This is a genomic window from Mycobacterium sp. (assembly GCF_049280035.1).
Classification (GTDB): Bacteria; Actinomycetota; Actinomycetes; order Mycobacteriales; family Mycobacteriaceae; genus Mycobacterium.
The window spans coordinates 1-14,197 of the sequence record NZ_JBAPPI010000499.1 but is presented as its reverse complement, the minus strand read 5'-3'; the positions used below and the strand labels follow the sequence as shown (position 1 = coordinate 14,197).

Annotated in this window: 13 protein-coding genes; 8 read left to right on the top strand and 5 right to left on the bottom strand. The window is 65.5% G+C overall.

What is annotated here, in order from left to right; all coding sequences use genetic code 11:
- Positions 1 to 34: 34 nt before the first annotated feature.
- The 5 genes from WAN71_RS16235 to WAN71_RS16215 all read left to right on the top strand — a co-directional run bounded on the left by WAN71_RS16235 (position 35) and on the right by WAN71_RS16215 (position 3,927).
- The gene (locus WAN71_RS16235) at positions 35 to 1,396 is read left to right on the top strand and encodes a hypothetical protein (RefSeq protein ID WP_422226314.1); all 1,362 of its coding nucleotides are present in this window, start codon (positions 35 to 37) and stop codon (positions 1,394 to 1,396) included.
- On the top strand, positions 1,384 to 1,503 hold the full coding sequence (locus WAN71_RS16230) for a DUF6893 family small protein (RefSeq protein ID WP_422226313.1): 120 nt from the start codon (positions 1,384 to 1,386) through the stop codon (positions 1,501 to 1,503). Before WAN71_RS16235 ends, WAN71_RS16230 begins: the two co-directional genes overlap by 13 nt.
- Before the next feature lie 19 nt (positions 1,504 to 1,522).
- Positions 1,523 to 2,020: a hydrogenase maturation protease gene (locus WAN71_RS16225; RefSeq protein WP_422226312.1), complete on the top strand. Its 498-nt coding sequence runs from the start codon at positions 1,523 to 1,525 to the stop codon at positions 2,018 to 2,020.
- Positions 2,021 to 2,023: 3 nt separating this feature from the next.
- Positions 2,024 to 2,275 (top strand): HypC/HybG/HupF family hydrogenase formation chaperone, encoded by a 252-nt coding sequence (locus WAN71_RS16220; RefSeq protein WP_422226311.1) that lies wholly within the window; start codon positions 2,024 to 2,026, stop codon positions 2,273 to 2,275.
- A gap of 101 nt (positions 2,276 to 2,376) precedes the next feature.
- On the top strand, positions 2,377 to 3,927 hold the full coding sequence (locus WAN71_RS16215) for an aldehyde dehydrogenase family protein (RefSeq protein WP_422226310.1): 1,551 nt from the start codon (positions 2,377 to 2,379) through the stop codon (positions 3,925 to 3,927).
- A 7-nt stretch (positions 3,928 to 3,934) separates the two neighbouring features.
- On the opposite strand, the gene WAN71_RS16210 is transcribed toward WAN71_RS16215, so the two are convergent.
- Positions 3,935 to 5,299 carry a FadR/GntR family transcriptional regulator gene (locus WAN71_RS16210; RefSeq protein ID WP_422226315.1) on the bottom strand — a complete coding sequence of 455 codons (1,365 nt, stop codon included), beginning with the start codon at positions 5,297 to 5,299 and terminating at the stop codon, positions 3,935 to 3,937.
- Between the two features lie 97 nt (positions 5,300 to 5,396).
- Positions 5,397 to 6,590, bottom strand: a complete 1,194-nt coding sequence (locus tag WAN71_RS16205) for a thiolase family protein (RefSeq protein ID WP_422226309.1) — start codon at positions 6,588 to 6,590, stop codon at positions 5,397 to 5,399.
- Positions 6,591 to 6,649: 59 nt separating this feature from the next.
- Between WAN71_RS16205 and WAN71_RS16200 the strand changes: the two genes are divergently transcribed.
- Entirely contained in the window at positions 6,650 to 7,000 is a 351-nt protein-coding gene (locus WAN71_RS16200) for a Zn-ribbon domain-containing OB-fold protein (RefSeq protein WP_422226308.1), read from the top strand.
- A gap of 33 nt (positions 7,001 to 7,033) precedes the next feature.
- Here WAN71_RS16200 and WAN71_RS16195 read toward each other — a convergent pair whose 3' ends face one another.
- The 3 genes from WAN71_RS16195 to WAN71_RS16185 all read right to left on the bottom strand — a co-directional run bounded on the left by WAN71_RS16195 (position 7,034) and on the right by WAN71_RS16185 (position 10,504).
- Positions 7,034 to 7,402 (bottom strand): hypothetical protein, encoded by a 369-nt coding sequence (locus WAN71_RS16195; protein ID WP_422226307.1) that lies wholly within the window; start codon positions 7,400 to 7,402, stop codon positions 7,034 to 7,036.
- Between the two features lie 101 nt (positions 7,403 to 7,503).
- On the bottom strand, positions 7,504 to 9,681 hold the full coding sequence (locus WAN71_RS16190; RefSeq protein ID WP_422226306.1) for an acyl-CoA dehydrogenase: 2,178 nt from the start codon (positions 9,679 to 9,681) through the stop codon (positions 7,504 to 7,506).
- Between the two features lie 64 nt (positions 9,682 to 9,745).
- Complete coding sequence (locus tag WAN71_RS16185; protein WP_422226305.1) at positions 9,746 to 10,504, bottom strand: SDR family NAD(P)-dependent oxidoreductase; 759 nt, start codon at positions 10,502 to 10,504, stop codon at positions 9,746 to 9,748.
- 133 nt (positions 10,505 to 10,637) lie between these two features.
- Between WAN71_RS16185 and WAN71_RS16180 the strand changes: the two genes are divergently transcribed.
- The gene (locus WAN71_RS16180; protein ID WP_422226304.1) at positions 10,638 to 12,176 is read left to right on the top strand and encodes an ATP-dependent DNA ligase; all 1,539 of its coding nucleotides are present in this window, start codon (positions 10,638 to 10,640) and stop codon (positions 12,174 to 12,176) included.
- An 84-nt stretch (positions 12,177 to 12,260) separates the two neighbouring features.
- A partial coding sequence (locus WAN71_RS16175; RefSeq protein WP_422226303.1) for a carbon starvation CstA family protein occupies positions 12,261 to 14,197 on the top strand: 1,937 nt, incomplete at its 3' end.

Genomic DNA, 14,197 nt, shown 5'->3' with positions numbered 1-14,197 from the left:
CTGACTTGCTGGCCCAGGCTCGCGAGGAGGTCCGGTGAGCGCGAATTGGGCCCGGGCCCGCACCATCGCTGACGCCGTGCTCTACGAGGGCTATCTGCTGTACCCGTACCGGGCGTCGTCGCGCAAGAATCAAATTCGTTGGCAATTCGGGGTTCTGGGTCCACCCGGCGCGGCTGACGCGGGCATCGGCGAGGATGACAGCCTCTCGGCGCAGTTCCTCGTTGACGGTCCGGCCAGCATCAAGCTGGTCGTACGGTTCCTGCAATTGCAGCACCGTGCCGCCGAGCGTGACGCCGGCTCTGGGCGCTACCGGCCGGTCGATGAACTGACGACGCCGTCCGGCTCATGGCTCAGTTGGGACGAGGCCGTCGAGGTCGAATTGCCTCTCGGGCCTTTCGACTTCGCCGATGCAACCGGGCCGTGGACGCTGCCGGTGGCGGCGCCGTCGGGCAGCGATATCGAACCGGTCGAGGGCGGCAGGCTGGTCCGAACCAGACAGAGCATCTACGGCGAATTGACCGTCGGTGTCGAACGCGACAAGTCTGTCTGTGGCCTGAGCCGCGTCACTGTCACGGTTCGCAACACCGCGCCGAGCATCGACGTTGCCGGCAAAGAGTGGGCCATCGCCAAATCCATGATCGGCACCCACGTCATCGCCGAAGTCGTTGGTGGTGACTTTATTTCGCTGCTGGATCCACCCGATCGCGCGTCAGCTGCCGCTGCGGACTGCCACCAGCATCGCTGCTTCCCGGTGCTGGCCGGCCCGCCCAATGAGACCGACTTGCTGCTGGTGTCGCCGATCATTCTCTACGACCACCCCGAGATCGCGGAGCAGAGTGAGGGTACGCTCTACGACTCCACCGAAATCGATGAGATCCTGACCCTGCGGGTGATGACCATGACCGACGAGGAGAAGGCGCAGGCCCGGGCCACTGATCCGTTGGCCGCGCAGATCATCGACCGCTGCGACGCGATGTCACCGGAAGCGATGCAGCGCCTGCACGGCGTCTTGCGCGATCCGCACTTGGGTGAGCCGGGTTTGATCCCGGAGATACCCGACGGCGTGGAGTGGTGGGATCCGCTGGCCGACAATGCTGTTCGTCCGGATATCGACGCGGTCCTGGTGAACGGTGTGCGGGTGTCGCGAGGTAGCCGGGTGCGGTTGCATCCAGGCCGTCGCGCCGACGCGCAAGACCTGTTCTTCGCAGGCAAGACCGCTCATGTCACCTCGGTCCACGAAGACGTTGACGGCAACCAGCATGTCGGAGTCGTCGTCGACGACGATCCGGCCGCCGACCTGCACGACTGGTACGGCCGCTACCTGTACTTCGCACCTGACGAAGTCGAACCGCTCGAAAGCACTACCACGGAAAGGAATTCGATATGGAGATCGTAGGGTGGGTGTTTATCGGCATCCTCGGACTGATGCTGTTCTCAGCAGTGGTGATGGGCCTGGTGTCGCTTCCAGATGCCCGCCGCTACCTGAAGATGCGGCACATGTAGCGGATTCGATCGCGGCGGTATGGCCTCCCGCATCCTGATTGCCGGCATCGGCAACATCTTCCTCGGCGACGACGGCTTCGGTCCCGAGGTAATGCGTCACGTTTGTGACCGCGTCGACCGCTCGGACGGGGTATGCGCCACCGATTACGGCATCGGCGGCATGCATCTGGCCTACGACCTGCTCGAGGACTGGGATGCGTTGGTGCTCGTCGACGCGATCCCCAATCGTGGCTCGCCCGGGACGGTGCACGTGTTAGAGGCCGACCATCAATCACCGGATGCCCCCGCTGGCTTGGACGCACACGGCATGGATCCGGCGACGGTGTTCGCGAGTCTCCGCGCCCTGGGCGGGACTGCCCCGCGGACCATCGTGGTGGGATGCGAGGTCGCCGACGTCAGCGACGGAATGGGCTTGAGCGAGCGCGTCGAAGCAGCGGTCCCGGAAGCGGTACGGGCGGTCGAATCTGCGGTGACGATGTTGCGCGCCGAAGACGAAGCTCGGGTAGGAGAGGTTTGACAGATGTGTCTGGGGATTCCCGGCCAAGTCGTCCGGATGCTCGACGGCTACAACGACCAGGTCGCGCTGGTCGACGTCGTCGGTGAGCATCGCAAGGTCAACGTCGGCATGCTGCCGGAGGAGACGTTCGCGCCGGGCGACTGGGTGATCATCCACATGGGCTTCGTGGTGGAGAAGACCGACAAGGCCGGCGCGGAGGAAGCGATGGCCGGTCTGGAGTTGATGGGGAGAGGCCAGTCGGACGACATCAACTGATCTATATTTGCGGATACTTCATCCAGCTCGCCGGAACAACGTAGCGTTTTCTGCCAGCTGGCAAACGCCATGCTTATTCTCATTCGGCTGAGGTGATGGCAATGACTACAGACACTGCGAATCCGGCGAGCCCGGCGAAAGCGGATGTGCCCCATGAAGTGGTGGTCACCTGCCCGGCCACCGGGAAGGTGGTCGGCCGCGTCCCGGTGTCGACATCGGTTGAGGTCGAGACGGTGGCAGCCCGGCTGCGGGCGGCCCAGCCGGGGTGGAAACAAATGGGCGTCGATGGCCGCGCGCGGTGGCTGGGCAAGTGGCGTGACTGGCTGATCGACCACACCGACGAGCTGTTGACGTTGCTACAACTCGAAACGGGCAAGTCTTGGGGTGACGCCAGCATAGAAATGGCCGGTCTACAGTTCATGAATTACTGGATCGACAACGCCGCCGATTTCCTCGCCGACGAGACTGTTCGCCCCTACGGCGCGGCCAACGCAGCGAAGAAACTGACCATTGCCTACGAGCCCTATCCGCTCGTCGGCGTGATCACGCCGTGGAACGGCCCGCTTTTGGTGCCGCTGTGCGACATTCCGGCCGCGTTGATGGCCGGTTGCGCGGTGCTGTCCAAGCCTTCGGAGGTCACCCCGCTGGTGTGGCGGATGGCGGTCGACGGGTGGAAGCAGATCGGTGCACCGGACGTGCTCGACGCGGTGTACGGGTTCGGCCAAACCGGGGCAGCCTTGGTCGATCTGGTGGACTATGTGATGTTCACCGGTTCGGTCAATACCGGGCGCCGCATCGCCGTCGCGGCCGCGCAGCGACTGATCCCGTGCAGCCTGGAGCTCGGCGGTAAAGACGCGATGATTGTCTGCGCCGACGCGGACATCGACCGGGCCGCCGAGGGCGCGGTGTGGGGCGCATTCACCCTCACCGGCCAAGTCTGCATTTCGGTAGAGCGGTGCTACGTGGAGGAACCGGTGTACGACGAGTTCGTCAGCAAGGTGGTGGCCAAAACGTCGCAGCTGCGCCTGGGTATGGACGCCGAGCACGATTATTCCTGCGAGGTCGGGTCGATGACCACCGCACAGCAGCTCGCGATTGTGTCCAGCCACGTCGAGGACGCCGTCAGTAAGGGTGCGAGGGTGCTGGTCGGGGGCGAGTCGAGCGACCCCGCCACTGAGGGACTCTTCTACCAGCCGACGGTGCTGGTGGACGTCGATCACGGCATGAAGTGCATGCGGGAGGAGACCTTCGGGCCGACCTTGCCGGTGATGAAGGTCCGCGATGTCGCCGAGGCGATCGAGAAGGCGAATGACTCCCAGTTGGGGTTATCCGGCAGCGTCTGGACGCGAGACAAGAACAAGGGGATAGCGTTGGCGCGCAAAATGAACACCGGCACGGTGAACATCAACAATGTCATCGCCAACGGCTTCCCGGTACCGATGGAAGGCTGGAACGACTCGGGACTCGGTTCCCGCAACGGCGGGGCCACCGGGATCCGCAAATACTGCCGCACTAAAAGCATTGTAGCCGAACGGGTTACGATGAAAAAAGAGCCGCTCTGGTATCCCTACAGCGCCAAGAAGGGCAAGGTCCTCGGAGCCATGCTCCGAATGACATCGGCCAGGGACTGGCGCCGACGACTCGGACGGTAGCTCGGCACTACAACCACCACGACGCGGTGGCGTCCAAGTGCCGACGCATGCGGTAACGCGCCAGACTGTCGTCGCCATCCGCGATCGCCTCTATGATGCGCAGGTGCGCGCGTTGCACGTCGTCCAGATCGCTACGGCTTGGGGACGGCTTCTTGGTAGTGCTCCAGTGCCGGCGGAATACCTCGACGAGGATGCGTAGGAACAAGTCCAGCACGGCATTACCGGCCAGCTGAGCCAATCCGGTGTGGAAGAGGAACTCCTCCATACCGGCCTTACGCAGATCGTTGCCGGCTTCTTCGGTGGTCAGCCGATGCGTGTCGAGGAAGGCACGCACCTCCGGCGCGTCACGGCGCTTTACCACCTTTGCGACGTTGTCGATCTCGATGGCGTCGCGCACCAACCGTAGGTCTTCGCCACCGGGCTTGCGGTATTGCAGATACAGCGCGATGGTGTCAATGCTGGCCTGCGCCTGCGGTTCTGCCACCACCAGCCCACCCCCCGGTCCGCGACGCATCTTCGCGACGGCATGGTATTCCAGCAGCCGCACCGCCTCTCGCAGCACCGAACGGCTGACTCGATAACGTTCCAGCAGCGCGACTTCGGTCCCGAAGACCTCCCCTATCTGGCGGCCACTGGTGACGATGTCGTCGCGGATAGCGGTCGCCAGCACCTCGGCGAGCTTGCCGCCCGGCGCCTCGCGGTCCAATCCGCGCCGGTTGCGCGCTCGGCCGGAAGGCTGGTGGTCTTGCAGCCAGGCCGTCACCGATTGCGCATGGTGCTCACTCAGTGTCTTGGCCCGTGCCGAGTCCCCCGCGGTGACCGCGGCGACGATATCCGCGTGTTCCTGATGCCTGCGGTCGATTGCTTCGAGGGCATCGCGGGCGGAGTCCAACCGCGAACCTACAGCGTATCGAACGGTAAGTCGCATCAGGATATCGATAAACAGTTGCAGCACTGGGTTTTTAGACTGCTCCGCCAGCGCTGCATGGAACTCGTCACGCGGCTCCTCGGCGCGCAGCACAGCACGCAGCCGATCGATGCCGGCTTCGTCGATCTGCTCCGCGGCAAGCGATGCCGCCAACGGCTCCAGCAGCAGCCGCGCATCCAGCAGATCACCGATCGTGGTGCCCAGGTATTCCAGATAGATGATGATCGCGTGAGTTGCCGGGGCGGCGTCAGGCTCGCAGACGAGCAGACCGCCGTTGGGCCCGCGACGCATGCGCGCGACTTGATGATGCTCGACAAGCCGAACGGCTTCCCGCAACACCGATCGGCTCACCCGGTAACGCTGTTGCAGCGCCTGCTCGGAACCCAACGATTGGCCGATCGGCCAGCCGCGCCGAATGATGTCAGCCTCGATGCGACGTGCGATCTGCGAAGCTCGCTTATCGGACCGGTGCTCGGCGTCGCTACCGGCACCGACATGAAGACCAGCTTGCACGCTCAATTGCGCACTCGCACACCGTTACTCAGCATGTCAGCAGCATGCATCCGGCGATCGGGCCACCGCCCACCGCGGCCACCGCGACTTCGGGCCGGCGCGGCACCTGCCGCTCCCCCGCCTCGCCGCGCAATTGCAGGCAGGTCTCGTGCAGCAGCCAATAGCCATGCATGCGGCCCGCCGAGAGCTGTCCACCATAGGTGTTCAGCGGCAGGCTGCCGTCGAGGGCGATCCGCTCGGCCCCCTCGACGAACGGGCCCGCTTCGCCGTCGCCGCAGATGCCCAGTGCTTCCAGCCAGGCGAAGGTGAGGAAGGTGAACCCGTCGTACAGCTCCGCGAGGTTCAGATCGGCAGGCGTCAGGTCGGTACGCGACCACATCTGCGCCGCCGCGTCTGCCGACGCCATCTTCGGATAGTCCGCGCGGTGAAACCAGCCGCCCGCGCCGTCCGCCCCGCCGACGGCCTCCACCTTCACCGCCCGGTGTGGACAGTCTTTGGCGTAGTCGGCGCCCGACACCACCACCGCGATCGACCCGTCAATCGGGACGTCGCAATCCAGCAGCCCAAACGGCGTAGACACCGGCCGCGCGCCCAGATAGTCCGCCATGGTCATCGGATCCCTATACACCGCAAGGGGATTCAGTGCCGCATTACGCCTGCTGTTGATCGCCAGCCAGCCCAACTGCTCTTTGGTGGTTCCGTACAGCTCCATGTGCCGGCGACAGTTCAGCGACAACCAGTTCGCTGCGGAATATGCGTGGGCGGCAACCAGATCGTTGACATCGTCCATCGGCCCGACCGCGGGTCGCTTAGCACCCTCGGGTGTCTCGAACATCCGCGCAAGAGGCGGGGCAGGCGCATTCTCATCCCGCTTCACCGGGACGGTGCCGCCCAGCATCTGGATCGTCCGGTAGATGACCACGTGCCGCGCGTGGCCCTCGGAGACCGCACGGCAGGCCGACATCACCGGATTCAGCAGTCCACCGGTGCCGAACCCCGAACCGCAGTCGGACGCCTCGATGTCCAGCGAGGCGAGAACGTCGGCTGCGGGGGTGTCGCCCAGGGTGGCAATGCCGTCGATATCGGGGGAAGCCAGGCCGGCGTCGTCGATAGCGGCCCGAACCGCTTCCATGGTGAGCTCCAGCCCGGGAATGCCGGTGCGCCGCCCGATTCGCGAAATACCGATGCCGGAAATGATCGCGTCTTTTTCGAAGTAGCTCATCTGCGCCGTCCGTTAGACCAACCCGCTGCACAACAACCCAAAGAATAGAGTGTACTGTATTGCTCGTGTCGACCGAGGCGACGTCCGAGCTGCTCATCGAGCACTGCGACAATTGCGCACACTGGGTGCATCCCGCAGCCGGCGAATGCCGCGACTGCGGCGGTTCGTTGGTCGCGCGGCCGGTGTCGGGTCACGGCACCGTGTTCACCTACACGGTCAACTACCACGCCTTCAACCCGGAGCTTCCGACGCCGTACGTGATCGCCATCGTCGAGCTCGTCGAGCAAAGCGGACTACGGGTAGCGGCGAATATCGTTGACTGTGAGCCTGATTCAGTGACATGCGGGATGCGCGTCGAGGCACTGGCGGAGCCCGGCACCGGCGGCGCACCACGCTTCGCCCCAGCCTGAGTGTTCCCGCGTTTGCGGCACAGGACGTAGGGCTCAGATGTCGCTTTCTGCAATCGTTCGGGCTGGCCGTGTCGGCGGATAGTCGAAATCGTGGCCACAGATCCTGCATACGTCCGCGTCGCGGGTGAATTTGCCGCATTCCGGGCACTTCTTGATGTAGGCATCGGGATCGGGAGCGGCCTTGTCGTCTCCTGAGCGGTATGCCTGCCACGCCGCCTCGACCGACTGCTGTGCCAGGTGGGACTTATAAGCCGAGTAGGCCAAGAGAACGGCGATCAAGGCAAAGGCCAAACCCCACAGCCACGCGCCTACAGAGAAATAGAGCAGGGCCCTCACGAGGAAACTCGCCGCTGCGACGCTGTAGGCGACAATCTGGCGTTTTTTGGACTGACGCTGTGCCATCGCGCCCTACCTCTCTCACCGAATTGCCCAGATGCGCTAATGGTAAAGGTGCGGTAGCCGCCTTGGAGGATTCTTGGAATGTCCGGGTTGTTGTGCGCCCGCTAATTGATCAGCGGGTCGCGGGGCATTCCGAGAATCCGCTCGGCGATCTGATTGCGGGTCACCTCGGAGGTACCGCCGGCGATCGCCATGCCGCGGGCGCCCATGATCAAGCGGCCCGACAGCACGCCGGGCCCGTCGAGCACCGCGACCTCGGGCGCTATCAGCGCCGCCATGATCGCGGCGCCCTCGACCATGTGCTCGGCCAACTTCAGCTTGGTCACGTTGCCTTCCGGACCCGGGCCCGCGCCTTCGACGCTGCGCGCAACACGGCGCAAATTCAGCAGTCGCAACGCATTCTCCTCGGCGAGGTATGCCCCCACCCGAATGCGCCCGCCCGCCAACCGATCCGGCTGCTCTTTCACCAGCTGAACCAGCTGCGTCGCCAAGCCCTCGTAGAAAGATCCGCTGCCGCCGATGCTGACCCGCTCGTTGCCCAGCGTTGCCCTCGCGACCGTCCAGCCGGAATTGGGCGGCCCGACAACATCCTCGTCGGGCACGAACAAGTCGTTGAAGAACACCTCGTTGAAGTCTGAGCCGCCGGTCATCTGCCGCAGCGGCCGCACCTCGACCTCGGGGGCCTTCATGTCGACGATCACCGTGGTGATGCCGGCGTGCTTGGGCGCCTCCGGGTCGGTGCGTACGGTGGCCAGGCCACGGGCGCAGTAGTGGGCCCCACTGGTCCACACCTTCTGCCCGTTGATTTTCCAGCCGCCATCCACCCGGGTCGCCCGGGTCTTGATGGACGCCGCGTCCGAGCCGGCGTCAGGCTCGGAGAACAGCTGGCACCAGACCTCGTCTTTGCGAAGTGCCTTCTCGACGAATCGTTCTATTTGCCAAGGTGTTCCGTGCTGGATCAGGGTCAGGATCACCCAGCTGGTGATGCCGTAGTCGGGCCGCTTGACGCCCGCGGCGCGGAATTCCTCTTCGATTACCAGCTGCTCGACCGCGTCAGCGGCGCGACCCCATGGCTTGGGCCAGTGCGGCATAACGTAGCCGGTCTCGATCAGCTTGTCGCGCTGCGCCTGCTTGTCCAGTGCGGCGATCTCGGCGGCGTCGGCACGAATCCTGGTGCGCAACTCCTCGGCCTCCGGCGGCAGGTCCAGGCTGTTCTCCCGCGCGGCACCAGCGGCCGTGCGCTCGAACACGTCGCGGGCCGGCGCGTCACCGCCGAACAGTGCCGTGGTCACCAGCGCTCGGCGTAGGTGCAAATGCGCATCATGCTCCCAGGTGAAACCGATACCGCCATGCACCTGGATGTTCAGTTCCGCATTGCGCGCATACGCCGGAAACGCCAGCGCCGCCGCCGAAGCGGCCGCCAGCCGGAACTGGGCTTCATCTTTTGATAGGTCCTCTGCTGCCGCGCGGGAGGCGTCCCATACCGCTGCGATCGCCGACTCGGCGCCGACCAACATGTTGGCGCAATGATGCTTGACCGCCTGGAACGTGGCGATGGTGCGGCCGAACTGCTGGCGCACCTTGGCGTAGTCGACGGCGGCCTCGACGCAGTCGGCCGCCCCGCCGACCGCTTCGGCAGCCAGCAGCGTCCGGGCGCGGGCCAGCGCCGATTCCCGGGCTCCCGGCAGAACGTCATCAGCGGCGACGCTCACGTTCTGCAGTCGGACCCGTCCGGAGCGCCGGGTCGGATCCAAATTCTCCGGGACCTCGACCGACACGCCGGCGCGGTCGCGTTCCACCAGCAGCACGTCGTCACCCGCCGCGATCAACAGCAGGTCGCTCAGGCCGGCACCGAACACCAGCCCGGCCTCGCCGTCGGCCACGCCACCGTTGAGCCCCACTTGGCCGTCCAGGCCGATGCCCGCGGTGACGGTTCCGTCGATCAGTCCCGGGAGCAGCCGCGACTTTTGCTCGTCGGTACCGTCTTTGGCGATCACCGCCGACGCGATGACGGTCGGCACGAACGGCCCCGGCGCCACCGCACGACCGAGTTCGTCGATGACGACCACGAGCTCGGGCAGCCCGTAGCCCGAGCCGCCGTGTTCCTCGTCGATGTGCAGGCCGAGCCAGCCGAGTTCGACGATGCCCTGCCAGAACGGCGGTCGGGCCTCCTCGGGCGCGTCGAGCAGGGACCTCGCCGCCGAACGCGCCTTCTGCGAAGTCAGGAAGCCGCGGGCGACCTCAGCGAGCTCGCGATGGTCGTCGGTCAGTGCGATACCCATTCGAGGGCCTTCCTCATCGTTGCGGAGGCTGCTTGCAAATAGTGTACTTAATCCGGCTACGGCATCACTTGGGGGCGAACCGCTGTCCGGCGTCGAGCCGCAAGCACTGGCCGTTGAGCATCGGGTTGTCCACGATGGCCGCGACCAGCTTCGCGTACTCCTCGGGGCGGCCGAGACGCTTCGGGAAAGCGGCATCCTTGGTCAGCGCGGTGGCGTACTCGTCGGGAATGCCCTTGGTCAATCCGGTGGCAAACAAGCTTGGCGCGATGGCCAACACGCGGATGCCCAGCGATCCGAGATCGCGTGCCATGGTCAGGCACATGCCGGCGATGCCCGCCTTGGCCGCGGTGTAGGCGACCTGCCCGATCTGACCCTCGAACGCCGCGATCGACGCGGTGTTGATGATGACGCCGCGCTCCTCATCCTCCGGCTCGTTCTTGCTCATGTAGTCGGCTGCCAGCCGGCTGATGTTGAACGTGGCGATGAGATTGAGATCGATCACCGACTGGAAGGACTCGAGGTCATGCGGACCGGATTTCGACATCGTCCGCTTGGCGATGCCGCCACCGGCCGTCGTCACCGTGACGTGCAGGCCGCCGAGACTGTCGACCGCTGCCTGCAGGGTCTCCTCGGTACCGGCGAAGTCCGTGACGTCCACCGGATAAAACGAGCCACCGACGCCAGCCGCGACGTCCTTGCCGTCCGAACCTTCACGATCCAGCACCGCGACACTTGCCCCGCGGGCGGCCAGCAGTTCGGCGCTGGCGCGGCCCATACCTGAGGCGCCGCCGATGACGACCACCTTCTTGCCGTTGATCTCCATGCAAACCTCCTTGACAGGTTTCGATTGCCCGGCTTCTCCTCATCGCGCTGCGCGCTCTGCATCGTCGCCGGGCGTAGCTGCACGTTATCGCGGCCGTGCGTGACGTTGTCGGTCAGGCGTGTAAAGGTGGGCTGTGCTGCTGATCGACGTGGCGACGACCTCGGCCGAAGTGGGTGGCTCCGCTTCGCGGCTGGCCAAAATCGCGCGGATCGCCGACCTGCTCAGCCGGGCCACATCCGATCCCACGCTGGTCGCGATCATCGTGTCGTGGCTTTCCGGGGAGCTGCCGCAACGCCAAATCGGTGTTGGCTGGGCGGCTTTGCGGTCGTTACCGCCTGCCGCGGCACAGCCCAGCTTGACCGTCGTCGGCGTCGACGCGACTTTCTCGGCGATCGGCGCCGCATCGGGTAAGGGCTCGCAGGCGCGGCGCGCCGAGCTTGTCGCCGGATTGTTCGCGTCTGCAACACAAACCGAGCAGACGTTTCTGCGCCGGCTGTTGACCGGCGAGCTGCGTCAGGGCGCGCTGGCCGGCGTGATGGCCGATGCGGTCGCCGCCGCCGCAAAGATCCCGGCCGCGACAGTACGACGCGCGGCGATGTTGGGCGGGGACCTGCCGGCGGTCGCCGCCGCGGGCCTCACCGGTGGAACGGTGGCGCTGGAGGCGTTCACCCTGCGGGTGGGCCGACCGGTTGGCCCGATGCTGGCCCAGACCGCGACAAGCGTAACCGAGGCCCTCGAAAAGCTGGGCGGCACAGCAGCTTTCGAGGCTAAGCTGGATGGAGCGCGGGTTCAGGTGCATCGGGCGGGTGATCAGGTGACGGTGTATACCCGAAGCCTCGACGACGTCACCGCACGGCTACCCGAGGTGGTGGAGGCGACGCTGGCGCTACCCGTCACCGACTTGATCGCCGACGGCGAGGCGATCGCGTTACGCCCAGACGGCCGGCCGCAGCCTTTCCAGGTCACCGGATCGCGATTCGGCCGATCCGTCGATGTTCCGGCCGCCCGAGCAGCCCAGCCGCTGTCCGTGTTCTTCTTCGACATCCTGCACCGCGACGGCGTCGACCTCCTCGACGCAGCGACCAGCGAACGGATGGCGGTGCTCGACGAGATCGCGTCCGCGCAGAACCGGGTCGATCGGCTGGTTACGTCGGATCCGGTCGCCGCCGCCGACTTCCTGGAAGCGACGCTGGCCGCGGGCCACGAGGGCGTGATGGCCAAGTCGTTGGCCGCCCGCTACGAGGCGGGACGCCGCGGGGCCGGCTGGCTCAAGGTGAAACCGGTCCACACCCTGGACTTGGTGGTGCTGGCCGTCGAGTGGGGGTCGGGACGGCGCAAGGGAAAGCTGTCCAACATTCATCTGGGCGCCCGCGACCCGGCCACCGGCGGCTTCACCATGTTGGGCAAGACCTTCAAGGGGATGACCGACGCGATGCTGGACTGGCAGACGGCGCGGTTTCACGAACTGGCCGTCGGTGCGACCGACGATGGGTATGTCGTGCAGCTGCGCCCCGAGCAGGTGGTCGAGGTGGCTTTCGACGGAGTGCAGCAGTCGTCGCGATACCCCGGCGGTTTGGCGCTGCGGTTCGCTCGGGTACTGCGCTACCGCGACGACAAGGGCCCCGACCAGGCCGACAGCATCGACACCGTGCGTGCTCTGCACCGGGGTTAAGCAGCGGTTGCGCGACTGTGAACGTCGCGACGCGAGACGCCGATGGATGGGTCGGCACATTCACATGCGCGTAGGGTCCCGGCCGTGGAAAGCCACAACGGGCACGTCAGCTACATCCACACCGACGCCGACCTGCCGGCGGTCGCGATTATCGACCGCTCACCGATCCGTACCAGGCACAAGATCATCTTCGGAGCAATCGCCGTGTTGGGTGCGGTGGCCTGGGCGATCATCGCCTTCGTCCGCGGCGAGACGGTCAACGCGGTGTGGTTCGTCGTCGCGGCGATCTGCACCTACGTCATTGGGTACCGGTTCTATGCACGGCTGATCGAGACCAAGATCGTTCAACCGCGCGACGACCACGCCACACCGGCCGAAGTTTTCGACGACGGCACCGACTTCGTTCCGACCGACCGGCGAGTGCTGTTCGGCCATCATTTCGCCGCGATCGCCGGAGCCGGACCGCTCGTCGGACCGGTGTTGGCCGCGCAGATGGGCTACTTGCCCTGCAGCATCTGGATCGTCATCGGCGCAGTGTTCGCCGGAGCCGTTCAGGACTACTTGGTCTTGTGGATCTCCACCCGGCGACGGGGCCGTTCTCTTGGCCAGATGGCCCGCGACGAGCTGGGTGCCACCGGCGGCGCGGCAGCCCTCATCGGGGCCTTCGTGATCATGGTGATCATCATCGCCGTCCTCGCCCTGGTGGTGGTGCGGGGACTAGCGCAGAGCCCTTGGGGCGTGTTCTCCATCGCCATGACCATCCCCATCGCCGTCTTTATGGGCTGCTACCTCCGGTTCCTGCGTCCCGGGCGGGTGGGCGAGGTATCACTGATCGGCTTCGTGCTGCTGATGCTGGCCGTGGCTTCCGGCAGCTGGGTCGGCGAAACAGCCTGGGGCGCATCGTGGTTGACTTTGTCACCGGTGACGGTGGCGTGGTTGATCGTCATCTATGGTTTCATCGCGTCGGTGCTACCGGTGTGGCTGCTACTTGCGCCGCGCGATTACCTCTCGACGTTTATGAAGGTGGGCGCCATCGCCTTGCTGGCGATCGGCATCTGTGTTGCGCACCCGCTCATGCAGGCACCCGCGATCTCACGGTTCGCCGCCCGCGGCGATGGACCGGTTTTCCCCGGCTCGCTGTTCCCGTTCCTGTTCATCACCATCGCCTGCGGCGCGCTATCGGGATTCCACGCATTGATTTCATCGGGGACGACGCCGAAGCTGCTGGAGAAGGAAAGCCAGATGCGTCTGATCGGTTACGGCGGCATGCTCACCGAGTCGTTCGTCGCGGTCATGGCGCTGATCAGCGCCTCAATCCTCGACCAGCACCTGTACTTCGCGCTCAACGCCCCAGCCGCAAAAACCGGCAGCACCGCGGCAACCGCCGCGGATTACCTGAACCGGCTGGGCTTGTCGGGACGGGCCGTGACAGCGGACCAGCTCAGTCAGGCCGCCGCCAGCGTGGGCGAAAAGTCGATCGTGTCGCGGACCGGTGGCGCACCGACGCTGGCGGTCGGCATGTCCGAAGTACTGCAACGGGTATTCGGCGGTACGGGCCTCAGGGCGTTCTGGTACCACTTCGCGATCATGTTCGAGGCGCTGTTCATCCTGACCGCCGTAGACGCCGGCACCCGGGTCGCGCGCTTCATGCTTTCGGACACGCTAGGCAACTTGGGTGGTCCGCTGGCCAAGCTGCGAAACCCTAGCTGGCGCCCGGGCGTATGGGTCTGCAGCCTGGCCGTGGCTGCGGCGTGGGGCAGCATCCTGCTGATGGGCGTGACCGATCCGCTGGGCGGTATCAACACGCTGTTCCCGCTGTTCGGTATTGCCAATCAGCTGTTGGCGGCGATCGCGCTGACCGTCATCAGCGTGGTCGTCATCAAAAAGAATCTGCTGAAGTGGGCCTGGATTCCAGGGATTCCCCTGTTGTGGGATCTCGCGGTCACGCTGACCGCATCGTGGCAGAAGATTTTTTCTCCGGATCCCAACGTGGGCTACTGGACTCAGCATTCCCAATATGC

Excerpts from the sequence above, each read along its gene's own strand:
- WAN71_RS16225 (WP_422226312.1), top strand. The coding sequence starts at position 1,523 with ATGGCCTCCCGCATCCTGATTGCCGGCATCGGCAACATCTTCCTCGGC.
- WAN71_RS16220 (WP_422226311.1), top strand. The coding sequence starts at position 2,024 with ATGTGTCTGGGGATTCCCGGCCAAGTCGTCCGGATGCTCGACGGCTAC.
- WAN71_RS16190 (WP_422226306.1), bottom strand. The coding sequence starts at position 9,681 with ATGGGTATCGCACTGACCGACGACCATCGCGAGCTCGCTGAGGTCGCC.
- WAN71_RS16205 (WP_422226309.1), bottom strand. The coding sequence starts at position 6,590 with ATGAGCTACTTCGAAAAAGACGCGATCATTTCCGGCATCGGTATTTCG.
- WAN71_RS16195 (WP_422226307.1), bottom strand. The coding sequence starts at position 7,402 with ATGGCACAGCGTCAGTCCAAAAAACGCCAGATTGTCGCCTACAGCGTC.
- WAN71_RS16230 (WP_422226313.1), top strand. The coding sequence starts at position 1,384 with ATGGAGATCGTAGGGTGGGTGTTTATCGGCATCCTCGGACTGATGCTG.
- WAN71_RS16185 (WP_422226305.1), bottom strand. The coding sequence starts at position 10,504 with ATGGAGATCAACGGCAAGAAGGTGGTCGTCATCGGCGGCGCCTCAGGT.
- WAN71_RS16215 (WP_422226310.1), top strand. The coding sequence starts at position 2,377 with ATGACTACAGACACTGCGAATCCGGCGAGCCCGGCGAAAGCGGATGTG.